We start from the raw sequence: 9689 nt of genomic DNA on the forward strand, positions 1-9689 counted from the left end.
TGGACGTGAGGCGGGCGGGGCCCGCTCACAGGACCTACGCCACAGCGAGCCCGGGACCTTGGTCCCGGTGCCCCGACGCCACGTCAAGGTCTCGCGGCAGCGGGTACCGAAGTCCGCGGGGGTGGATCGGCTACTTTTCCGCGCTGAGCCGCTGCACCACCGGGACCAGGTCGGAAGCCAGCACCTGCCGCAGGAACACCGCCGCCACCCGGTGCTGCTTGTCGAGCACCAGCGTCGACGGGATGATGTTGCGCGGGTATCCGGCCAGCTGCAGCAGCACGCGTCCGGACGGGTCCCAGATCGACGGGTACGTCAGGCCGCGGTCGCGGACGAAGTCCTGTGCCACGTTGCGTGCCGGATCGCGTACGTCGAGGCCGACCACCTGGCCGCCGAGCGGGGCGATCTGCTTGCTCACGGCTTCCAGCTCGGGCGCTTCGGCGCGGCACGGGCCGCACCACTGGCCCCACAGGTTGATCACCAGGGCCTTGCCGGGGAAGTCCGCGATCGAAAGCTGTTTGCCCTCGTGCATCAGGTCGTCGCCGGACAGGTTCGGGGCCTGCTGGCGTTCGTTCACCGGATAGCTGATGTCGACCTTGCCGCCGGGCGAGACGAAGGTGAAGGTGCCGCCCGAGACGACCGCGTCCTTGCCGGTGGAGCAGCCCGTCACGACCAGCGCGGCGGCCAGCAGCACCCCGAGCAGCCGCCGTTTCATGCGCCCGTCACCTTGGGGTCCGTGGTGCCCGCCGGCTCGCTGTAGACGATCTCCAGCAGCTGTTCGCCGTCGAACACCAGGCTGGTGAGCGATGCGAGCGAGCACTGCCGCTGACGTGGGTCGTGCCACAGCCGCTTCGCTTCGAGGAACCGGCGAAGCGTCCAGATCGGCAGCTGGTGCGACACGCAGAGCGCTTCGCGTCCTTCGGCCTGTACGCGAGCACGGTGCGCCGCGCCGAGCATGCGGTGCGCGATCTCGACGTACGGCTCACCCCATGACGGCTTGAACGGATTCACCAGGTGCGGCCACGCTTTCGGCTGCCGCAGCGCGCCATCGCCCACTGCCACGCGCTGCCCCTCGAAGACGTTCGCCGCCTCGATGAGACCTTCGTCCGTCGCGATGTCGAGCCGGTGCGCGCCCGCGATGGGTGCCGCAGTCTCCTGCGCGCGCTGAAGCGGCGAAGCGACGACGTACGCGAGGTCGTGTCCGGCAAGCGCCTCGGCGACCGTGAGCGCCTGACGCTGCCCGCGCTCCGACAGCCGGTAGTTCGGCAGCCGCCCGTAGAGAACCTTCTCCGGGTTGTGGACTTCACCGTGCCGCAGCATGTGCACGACGGTGGTCATGGGCGAACCGCCTCGGCCGCCGCGCGCGCCGCCGCAGGCAACGCAGCCTCGATGAAACCGAACGCTTCGTCGTCCATCGCGGCGTTCACGAACCACGCCTCGTACGCGCTCGGCGGCGGGTACACGCCCGCTTCGAGCAGCGCGTGGAAGAACGCTGGGAAGCGCCACGTCTCAGTGGCCTGCGCGTCCGCGTAGTTGCGTACCGGCTTGTCAGTGAAGAAGACACTCACCAGGTTGCCCGCGTACTGCACCGTGTGTGTGACGCCCGCTTCGCTGAGCGCCTGGTCGAAAAGCCCGCCGAGACGCTTCGCGTTGGCGTCGAGCTTCGCGTACACCGCGTCGTCGGCCTCGCGCAGCGCGGTGAGTCCGGCGGCGACCGCGACCGGGTTACCGGACAGCGTGCCCGCCTGATAGACGGGACCGCCGGGCGCGAGCTTCGCCATGATGTCCGCGCGGCCGCCGAACGCCGCGGCGGGCAGCCCGCCCGACATCACCTTGCCGAAGGTGTAGAGGTCGCCGGCCACGCCTTCGAGGCCGAACCAACCCGCGCGCGAAACGCGGAAGCCGGTCATCACCTCGTCCATGATCAGCAGCGCGCCGTTTTCGTGCGCGAGGTCGCGCAGCGCGGCGTTGAAGCCGGGATCCGGCGGCACCGCGCCCATGTTGCCCGCGGCGGCTTCGGTGATCACCGCGGCGATCTGGCCCTCATTCTCCGCGAAGGAGTTCCGGACCGCGGCAAGATCGTTGTACGGCAAGACAATGGTGTCCGCGGCCTGCGCGCCGGTGACGCCCGGCGAAGTCGGCAGGCCGAGCGTCGCGACCCCGGAACCGGCTTCGGCGAGCAGCGCGTCGACGTGGCCGTGGTAGCAGCCGGCGAACTTGATGATCTTGGCCCGGCCGGTGAAACCGCGCGCCAGCCGGATGGCGCTCATCGTGGCCTCGGTGCCGGAGTTGACGAGCCGGACCTGCTCGACCGGGCCGACCCGGCCGATGATCTCCTCGGCCAGTTCGACCTCGCCGATCGTCGGCGTGCCGAAGGAAAGCCCGTGCTCCGCGGCCGCGCGGGCGACGGCCACCACCTTCGGGTGCGCGTGCCCGAGGATCATCGGGCCCCACGAGGAGACGAGGTCGACGTAGCGGTTGCCGTCGGCGTCCCACAGATACGGCCCCTCGCCGCGGACCATGAACCGCGGCGTGCCGCCGACCGAGTTGAAGGCGCGCACCGGCGAGTTCACCCCGCCCGGAACGGCCGCCTTGGCGCGTGCGAACCATGCTTTGGACTGCTCGGTGCCAGTGCTCACCGTCCCAGTCTTGCAAATCCTCCATCCGGGTGTCGGCGGCGCCCAAGCTGCCACCCGATTGCCACCCGGCGCACCGGCCCGACCGCTCTTAAGATGAGCCGGCATGGACGGGGCGAGCCATGGAGGAAACGTGACGGCGCCCACACATCGCCGGAATCCGTGGCTGATGCTCGCGGTGTTCGTCGGGCTGGTCGGCGTTGTCGCACTGGTCGGCGCGCTGGCCGCGACCAGCGCGCCGGACGCCTACAACCGGTACGTGCTGCCCGGGTGGGCACCGCCGTCGTCCTTGTTCAGTCCGGTGTGGACGGTGCTGTACCTCGTGCTCGCCATTGCCGGCTGGGCTTATTGGCGCACCGACGGCGAGAACCAGGGCTTCGCCGCGTACGGCATCGGCCTGCTGTTCAACCTGATGTGGATTTCGCTGTTCTTCGCCGGCGGCTCCACGCAAATCGCGTGCGTGGACATCGTGCTGCTCGACTTCACCGTGATGGTGACGATCGCGCTGTTCTACCGCCGTTCCCGCGTCGCCGCGCTGCTGCTCGTGCCGTATCTGGCGTGGCTGCTCTACACGACCGCGCTGAACGTCGCGATCATCGCGCTCAACGACGTTCCCTAACGGCTCGGCTGCGCCACGATCGCCTGCGCGGTCACCGAACCGTCCGATCCGGTGCGCCCCTGAACGGTCACCGTCTGTCCCGGTTTGAGGTCGCTGAGCTTGCCCGGCTGGGTCACGCCGACCGTCGTGCTGTCCGAAGTGGACACAGTGACTTCGCTGCCCTGCGGGGTCTTCACCGTGACCGTGCTGCCGTCGACCTTCTCGACGGTGCCGACCGTGCCACGCCCGCCTGCCGTGCGCCCGCCGAAGCCGGTGCCTTGTTGTCCGTCCGCCGGAGCAGTGCGGGCGCTGGAAGTACCGCTCGAAGGACCGAACGCCGCGTGCGTCCACGCGCCGCCGGCGAAGGCGAGCGCCAGCACGAGCAACCCGGCGAGCACCAGCGTCGGCTTGCCGAACGGCCGCGCGACCTGCTTCAACTCGGCGGTGAGGTCGCCTTGGACGGCAGGTTCGGAGATGAGGTCTTCCGGACGCGCGGGCTCCTCCGGCGGGGTCGGAATGGGCTGGGTGGTCGACGCGGACATGACGCTCCTACTCGTGCCGAAGGGCGTCGATCGGCCGCAGCCGCGAAGCCCGGTTCGCCGGGAAACTGCCGAAGAAAAGCCCGATCAGGGCCGAGACCGCGAACGCCAGCGCGATCGACGACGGCACCACGACCGGCTGGATGCCCGCGATCGAGAACCGGCTGCCGACCACGCCGATCAGCACGCCGAGCAGTCCGCCGAAGAGGCTCAGCATGGTCGCCTCGGCGAGGAACTGACCGAGGATCGCCGAACGCGGCGCGCCGATCGCCTTGCGGATGCCGATCTCGCGGATCCGCTCGGTGACCGTGACGAGCATGATGTTCGTGACGCCGATGCCGCCGACCAGCAGCGAGATCGCCGCGACCGCGCCGAGCAGCACGGTGAACGTCTGGATCGCCGACGTGCGCGTCTGCAGCAGCTGCGCGGAGTTCTGGATCTGGAAGTCCGGATTCGCCGAGGCCTGGATGCCGTGCCGGGCGTCGAGAATCGCGGTGACCTCGGCTTGGGCCAGGCCGATCGAATCGGCGTTCGTCGCCTGCACGGCGATCTGGTTCAGCCCGCCGTACCCGGCGAGCGAGTTCTGCACCGCGCTGATCGGGGCGATCGCGACGTCGTCGGCGTTCTGCAGGCCGGTGCTGCCCTTCGTCTGCAGCACCCCGATCACGGTGAACTGGATGCTGTTGATCAGCACGTTCTTGCCGACCGGCTCGCCGGTGCCGAAGATCGACTGCGCGGTCGTCGGCCCGAGCACGACGACCTTGCGCGCCTGCGTCACGTCCTCGGCGCTGAACAGCTGACCGTCGGCGATCTGGCGATTCGTGGTGGTGAAGTAGCTGGGTTCGGTGCCGACGACGCTCGACACGTCGTAGGAAGTCTGCCCGTACGTCGCGGTCGCGCTGGTGTTCACCACCGGAGCCGCCGCCTTCACGTCCGGCGCGCCCACCGGGTCGACCAGCGCGTGCGCGTCCTGCACGGTGAGCGGACGGACCTGAGTGGTCTGGCCGCCACCGCGGAGCGGCGACACGTTGACCACGTCGGTGCCAAGTCCCTGAATGCTCGCGGTGATCGCCGCCGACGCGCCGTTGCCCACTGCTACCAACAAGATCACCGAGGCGACGCCGATGGTGATGCCGAGCGTGGTGAGCACCGAACGGAGTTTGTTCGACGCGAGGCCGCGCACCGCGAACCGCATGATCTCGACGAAGTTCACGCGACCACCCCGGTGCGCACCTCGTCCGAAATGATCCGCCCGTCGCTGACTCGCACGACGCGGTGCGCGTGCTGCGCGACTTCGTCTTCGTGCGTGATCACCACGACCGTGCGGCCGAGTGCGTTGAGCCGGTCGAAGACGCCCAGAACGTCGACCGTGCTTGCGTGGTCGAGGTTTCCGGTTGGTTCGTCGGCGAGCAGCAACGCCGGTCCGCCGACGAGTGCCCGGGCGACCGCGACGCGCTGCTGCTGGCCGCCGGAGAGCTCATTCGGCAGATGCTTGGCCCGATCGGTCAGCCCGACCATCTCCAGCGCGGCAAGCGCCCGACGCCGCCGCTCCCCGCGTTTGAGTCCGCTGTAGACCAACGGCAGCTCCACATTGGACAACGCACTGGTACGCGGCACGAGGTTGAAGGACTGGAAGATGAAGCCGATCTTTCGGTTGCGCAGCAAGGCAAGCTGGCGTTCGTTCAGATCGGCGACCGAGAACCCGTCCAGCAGGTACCGGCCCGAGGTGGGCGTGTCGAGACAGCCGAGCATGTTGAGCAGCGTCGACTTCCCGGAGCCGGACGCGCCCATGATCGCCACGTACTCGCCCGGCCACACCCGCAGATCGACCCCGCGCAGCGCGTGCACCGCGGTTTCCCCGCTGCCGTAAGTCTTGCGCAGTCCGGAGACCGCGATCACCGGCTTCATCCCCGGCCCCCGCCGCCGACGCCGGTCTGGCGTCCGCCGCCGAAGCCGCCCTGCTGGCCGCCGAACCCGCCGAATCCACCGGTGCCGCCAGTGCCGCCGGTTCGCTGCTGGCCATTGCCGCCGGTCGAGGTCGTCGGCGACGCGGCGGTGAGCACCACGCTGTCGCCTTCGTTGAGCCCGGACTTGATCTCCACAGTGGACTCTCCGCGGACGCCGACCTCGACTTGGCGCGAGACCGGCTGCCCGTTCTGCTCCACGGTGACCACGTTCGTCGTCCCGTTCGTCCGTACCGCCGCGGCCGGAACACTCAGCACGCCATCGGCTTCCGCCACCGTGATCACGACGCTCGCCGACTGTCCGGGCCGCAACCCGGACGGCGGATTCGTCAACGTCAGCTTCGCGCCGTAACTGACGACGTTGCTGCTCGTGGTCGGCGTGAGATCAATGCTGGAAACGGTCGCCGGCAACGGCTGATCCGGCGTCGCGTTCAGGGTCACGGTGGCTTTCTGACCGGTCTTCACCTTGCTCACGTCAATTTCCGGCACCGAAGTATTGACGACAAGATTGCCCATGTCGGTGATGTCGATAAAGCCAGAACTGCTACTACTGCTGCTGCTCGACGACGACTGCTGCTGCCCGGATTGCCCGCCGGAGCCGGAACCGGAACTCGACGAAGCCGCCGCCGAACTGTTGCTGGAATTGCCCCCGCTGCCCGTTTGCTGTCCGACCGTCCCGTTGATCGCGGTGACCGTCCCGGCGCCCGGCGCGGTCAACGTCGTCGCGGCCAGCGCGGATTCCGCGTTGTCGACGTCCAGCTGCGCTTGATCCACTTTGGCCTGAAGCGACTCGGTGTTGCTCTGCGCCTGGGCCGCGGTCTGGTTCGCGGGCGGGTTGTCCTCGGCGTTGGTGAGATTGTCCTCGGCGACCGCGAGGTTGGCCTTGGCGACCTGAAGTTGTTTGCTCGCCTGGGAAGAGTCGATCGTGGCGAGCTTCTGCCCGGCGCTGACCACGTCGCCGACCTTCACGTCGATGCTCGTGACCTTGCCGGACGTCGTGAAGTTCGCGACGCCGGTGTAGGTGCTCGCGATCGTGCCCGCCGCCGACACGGTCTGGGAAACGTTCGCGCGGCGGACCGGCGTCGTCCGGGTTTGCGCCTGCGCCGTCGAACTAGCCGGCGAAAAGGCCTGATAAATCCCGAAAGCCGCGCCGCCGAGCAGCACGACAAGGACTCCGTTGATCACCCAGGTTCGTGTGCGCAGCCGCGTCATGGCCGCAAGACTGCGGGGCCTGGTTAGCAGTCAGCTGTTGGTTTCCTGTGGGCCAGCTGTGTAATCAGTCCTTCTTCTTTTTGTGCCGCGCCCGCACCGCGAGAAGCAATTGCCGGACCGCGTCCACCACCAGCACCGCCGACAGCGTGCCGAGGCCGAGCGCCCCGGCGATGTGCCCGCCGAAGTACCGCTGCGACGTCAACGGCGTGCCGTCGCCCGCCTTGGTGACGACCGTGACGACCCCGGCGTCCCACAGCGCGAACGCCGCCCAGAGCACCAATCCGGCCACCACGACCTCGCCGAGCGCGACGAGCGCGCGCCACGGCTGGTTGAGCTTCGTCTGCGGCTGGGTTTCCTCCGGCGGCCAAAGCCCGGCTCCGGTCGGCTGGGGCAGGTCGATCACGGGGTCCAGCCTTTCAGGTTCGGCGTCGTTCCGCGTCCCTCGCGCGGGTTCAGTTCCGGGAGTCATCGGCCTGCTCCTCGGGTCGGTTCTTCGCGGCCAGCTCGGCGAGCGCGGTCTTCAGCGCCTCGACGTCGCGAGCCCACGCGAGCACCACCGTGCCGTCCGTCAGCTCGACCGGCAACTCGTCGTACTTCCGCGGCACCGACCAGCCGCCGCCGAGCACCCGCGTCCCGACCGGCGCGCCGACGTCGGTCACCGAAGCGATCCGCTCGGCGGCCACCGTTTCCCGCCCTTGCCGCAGCCCCTCGGTGGTGACCTCGAGCGAAAGGAACCGCCGCCGCGCGTAAACCCACGGCAGCGTCAGCCCGCACAGCGCGAGACCGATCAGCACCCAGCCGACGACGTGCGTCGGCCCGCCGGTGGCGAGTTCGGCGAGCGCGCCCAGCAGCGCGAACAGCGGGCCCCAGACCAGTGCCGACCAGCCGACACCGGCCTCGGAGTACAGCGTCCTGGCCGCCATTACAGCTTCTTGCCGACTTTCGGGAAGTAGTCCCTGACCTTAGGCAGGTACAGCAGGATCAGCATGGCCACCAGCGCCAGCGACGAAGCGAGTGCGTAGATATTCCGGGGTATTCCCAGTTCGAACACGATGCCGAGCACTGCCAGCAGCGTCGCGATAGTGCGCGCCGAGCGCGTGCCTTCCCGGGCCTTCCAGGCGAACAGCACGAGCAGCCCGCCGAAGCACAGCGCGCCGATCAGCATGGCCCACACGAAGAAGTTCGCGGTGGACTGAGCCTGCTCGAGGGTGATCGAGTGGCCAGGCTGCTGCTGCTTCATTATCGCGTCGGCGAACTGCTGCTTGACCGCGACGAGGACAACTTGGCCGACCACAATGATGACCGTCGCCAAGATCGCGAGCGCGAACGCGGCGTGCACCTCCAGCGGCGGCGTGGCCTTCGGCGCGTCCTGCCCCGGCAGCACCGGATCCGGCGCGCGCCCGCGCTTGCGGCGTTCGTCGTCGGTGAGCCCGGTGAACTCGTCCGGATTCACCTCGGCAGGCTTCGGGGTGTTGTCGTCCTTCTCGGCCACCCGAAAGACCCTACCTGGGCTCAGTCCAGCCAGGCCGCGGCCTCGGCCGCCCAGTAGGTCAAGATCATGTCCGCACCCGCGCGGCGGATCGAGGTGAGCACCTCGAGCACGGTCCGCTCGCGCTCGATCCAGCCGTTCGCCGCGGCCGCCTCGACCATCGCGTACTCGCCGGAGATGTTGTACGCCGCGACGGGAACCGGGGAAAGGTCAGCCGCCGCCTTGATGATGTCCAAATAGGACAGCGCGGGCTTGACCATGACCATGTCCGCGCCCTCGGCCAGGTCGAGCTCCAGCTCACGCATCGCCTCGCGCGCGTTGCCGAGATCCTGCTGGTACGTCTTGCGGTCGCCCTTGAGCTGCGAGTCGACGGCCTCGCGGAAAGGCCCGTAGAACGCGCTGGCGTACTTGATCGAATAGGCGAGAATCGCGGTCTCGCTGTGCCCGACCTCGTCGAGCGCCCGGCGGATCACGCCGACCTGCCCGTCCATCATCCCGCTCGGCCCGAGCACGTGCGCCCCGGCTTCCGCCTGCGCGACAGCCATGTCGGCGTACAACCGGAGCGTGGCGTCGTTGTCGACCACGCCGTCCGCGTCGAGCACGCCGCAGTGCCCGTGGTCGGTGAACTCGTCCAGGCAGGTGTCGGCCATCAGCACGGTCGAGTCGCCGAGTTCGCTGCGCAGATCCCGCAGCGCGACGTTGAGGATGCCGTTCTCGTCGACCGCGCCGGACCCTTGCGCGTCCCGCTTCTCCGGAACACCGAAGAGCATCAACCCGCCGACCCCGGCATTGACCGCCTCGACCGCGGCCTTGCGAAGAGTGTCCCGAGTGTGCTGAACGACGCCCGGCATGCTGGCAATCGGCCGCGGCGCGTCAAGACCCTCCGCCACGAACATCGGCAGGATCAGCTGCCGTGGCCGCAACGTGGTCTCGCTGACCAACCTGCGCATTGCCGGAGTAGTACGAAGCCTGCGGGGTCGCTGCTCAGGAAACACACATCCAAGGTACTCCCGCACTCAGACATTCTCTGCGGCGAGGCACTCGCGAAGCACCGAGGCACCCGCACCTCCGCACTCCCCAGGCCCCCCAGCCGCAGCCGATGCACCCACCAAACCCAGGTACCCACCCCTCCGCCGCAGCCGATGCACCCACTAAAACCAGGCACCCACCCCTCCCCCGCCCCCGATACACAGCCAAAAACACGGCGCGGGGGTGCTTGTCAAGGCATCTTTCCCGCCTTGACAAGCACCCCCG

The 9689-nt window shown here is 68.8% G+C and carries 12 protein-coding genes; 1 reads left to right on the forward strand and 11 read right to left on the reverse strand.

Features of this window, described 5'->3' with window-relative positions; all coding sequences use genetic code 11:
* Nucleotides 1-130: 130 nt before the first annotated feature.
* The 3 genes from L942_RS28240 to hemL are packed head-to-tail and all read right to left on the reverse strand — an operon-like array spanning nucleotide 131 to nucleotide 2636.
* On the reverse strand, nucleotides 131-712 hold the full coding sequence (locus L942_RS28240; RefSeq protein ID WP_037366241.1) for a TlpA family protein disulfide reductase: 582 nt from the start codon (nucleotides 710-712) through the stop codon (nucleotides 131-133).
* The gene (locus L942_RS28245; RefSeq protein ID WP_037366244.1) at nucleotides 709-1335 is read right to left on the reverse strand and encodes a histidine phosphatase family protein; all 627 of its coding nucleotides are present in this window, start codon (nucleotides 1333-1335) and stop codon (nucleotides 709-711) included. Before L942_RS28245 ends, L942_RS28240 begins: the two co-directional genes overlap by 4 nt.
* The gene (gene hemL / locus L942_RS28250) at nucleotides 1332-2636 is read right to left on the reverse strand and encodes a glutamate-1-semialdehyde 2,1-aminomutase (protein WP_037366247.1); all 1305 of its coding nucleotides are present in this window, start codon (nucleotides 2634-2636) and stop codon (nucleotides 1332-1334) included. The genes L942_RS28245 and hemL overlap by 4 nt, the downstream gene beginning before the upstream one ends.
* A gap of 103 nt (nucleotides 2637-2739) precedes the next feature.
* On the opposite strand from hemL, the gene L942_RS28255 reads away from it, so the two are divergent.
* On the forward strand, nucleotides 2740-3252 hold the full coding sequence (locus L942_RS28255) for a TspO/MBR family protein (RefSeq protein ID WP_081655270.1): 513 nt from the start codon (nucleotides 2740-2742) through the stop codon (nucleotides 3250-3252).
* Here L942_RS28255 and L942_RS28260 read toward each other — a convergent pair.
* The 8 genes from L942_RS28260 to hemB all read right to left on the reverse strand — a co-directional run bounded on the left by L942_RS28260 (nucleotide 3249) and on the right by hemB (nucleotide 9430).
* Nucleotides 3249-3773: a DUF5666 domain-containing protein gene (locus tag L942_RS28260; protein ID WP_037366250.1), complete on the reverse strand. Its 525-nt coding sequence runs from the start codon at nucleotides 3771-3773 to the stop codon at nucleotides 3249-3251. The genes L942_RS28255 and L942_RS28260 overlap by 4 nt on opposite strands.
* Nucleotides 3774-3780: 7 nt before the next feature.
* On the reverse strand, nucleotides 3781-4983 hold the full coding sequence (locus L942_RS28265; protein WP_037366253.1) for an ABC transporter permease: 1203 nt from the start codon (nucleotides 4981-4983) through the stop codon (nucleotides 3781-3783).
* A complete protein-coding gene (locus L942_RS28270; RefSeq protein ID WP_037366254.1) occupies nucleotides 4980-5678 on the reverse strand; it encodes an ABC transporter ATP-binding protein in 699 nt (232 codons plus the stop codon). Before L942_RS28270 ends, L942_RS28265 begins: the two co-directional genes overlap by 4 nt.
* A complete protein-coding gene (locus L942_RS28275; RefSeq protein ID WP_037366256.1) occupies nucleotides 5675-6946 on the reverse strand; it encodes an efflux RND transporter periplasmic adaptor subunit in 1272 nt (423 codons plus the stop codon). Before L942_RS28275 ends, L942_RS28270 begins: the two co-directional genes overlap by 4 nt.
* A 64-nt stretch (nucleotides 6947-7010) precedes the next feature.
* Nucleotides 7011-7349 (reverse strand): hypothetical protein, encoded by a 339-nt coding sequence (locus L942_RS28280; RefSeq protein WP_037366258.1) that lies wholly within the window; start codon nucleotides 7347-7349, stop codon nucleotides 7011-7013.
* 49 nt (nucleotides 7350-7398) lie between these two features.
* On the reverse strand, nucleotides 7399-7869 hold the full coding sequence (locus L942_RS28285; RefSeq protein ID WP_037366260.1) for a hypothetical protein: 471 nt from the start codon (nucleotides 7867-7869) through the stop codon (nucleotides 7399-7401).
* Entirely contained in the window at nucleotides 7869-8438 is a 570-nt protein-coding gene (locus L942_RS28290) for a hypothetical protein (protein WP_051166307.1), read from the reverse strand. Before L942_RS28290 ends, L942_RS28285 begins: the two co-directional genes overlap by 1 nt.
* A gap of 20 nt (nucleotides 8439-8458) precedes the next feature.
* Nucleotides 8459-9430: a porphobilinogen synthase gene (hemB, locus tag L942_RS28295; protein ID WP_081655271.1), complete on the reverse strand. Its 972-nt coding sequence runs from the start codon at nucleotides 9428-9430 to the stop codon at nucleotides 8459-8461.
* Nucleotides 9431-9689 lie beyond the last annotated feature (259 nt).

This window comes from Amycolatopsis orientalis DSM 43388 (assembly GCF_000411975.1).
Lineage (GTDB): Bacteria > Actinomycetota > Actinomycetes > Mycobacteriales > Pseudonocardiaceae > Amycolatopsis > Amycolatopsis orientalis_D.

Bases quoted from the DNA above. Each gene is read 5' to 3' on its own strand.
- L942_RS28285 (WP_037366260.1), bottom strand. From the start codon at position 7,869: ATGGCGGCCAGGACGCTGTACTCCGAGGCCGGTGTCGGCTGGTCGGCA.
- L942_RS28275 (WP_037366256.1), bottom strand. From the start codon at position 6,946: ATGACGCGGCTGCGCACACGAACCTGGGTGATCAACGGAGTCCTTGTC.
- L942_RS28245 (WP_037366244.1), bottom strand. From the start codon at position 1,335: ATGACCACCGTCGTGCACATGCTGCGGCACGGTGAAGTCCACAACCCG.
- L942_RS28255 (WP_081655270.1), top strand. From the start codon at position 2,740: ATGGACGGGGCGAGCCATGGAGGAAACGTGACGGCGCCCACACATCGC.
- L942_RS28240 (WP_037366241.1), bottom strand. From the start codon at position 712: ATGAAACGGCGGCTGCTCGGGGTGCTGCTGGCCGCCGCGCTGGTCGTG.
- L942_RS28260 (WP_037366250.1), bottom strand. From the start codon at position 3,773: ATGTCCGCGTCGACCACCCAGCCCATTCCGACCCCGCCGGAGGAGCCC.
- L942_RS28270 (WP_037366254.1), bottom strand. From the start codon at position 5,678: ATGAAGCCGGTGATCGCGGTCTCCGGACTGCGCAAGACTTACGGCAGC.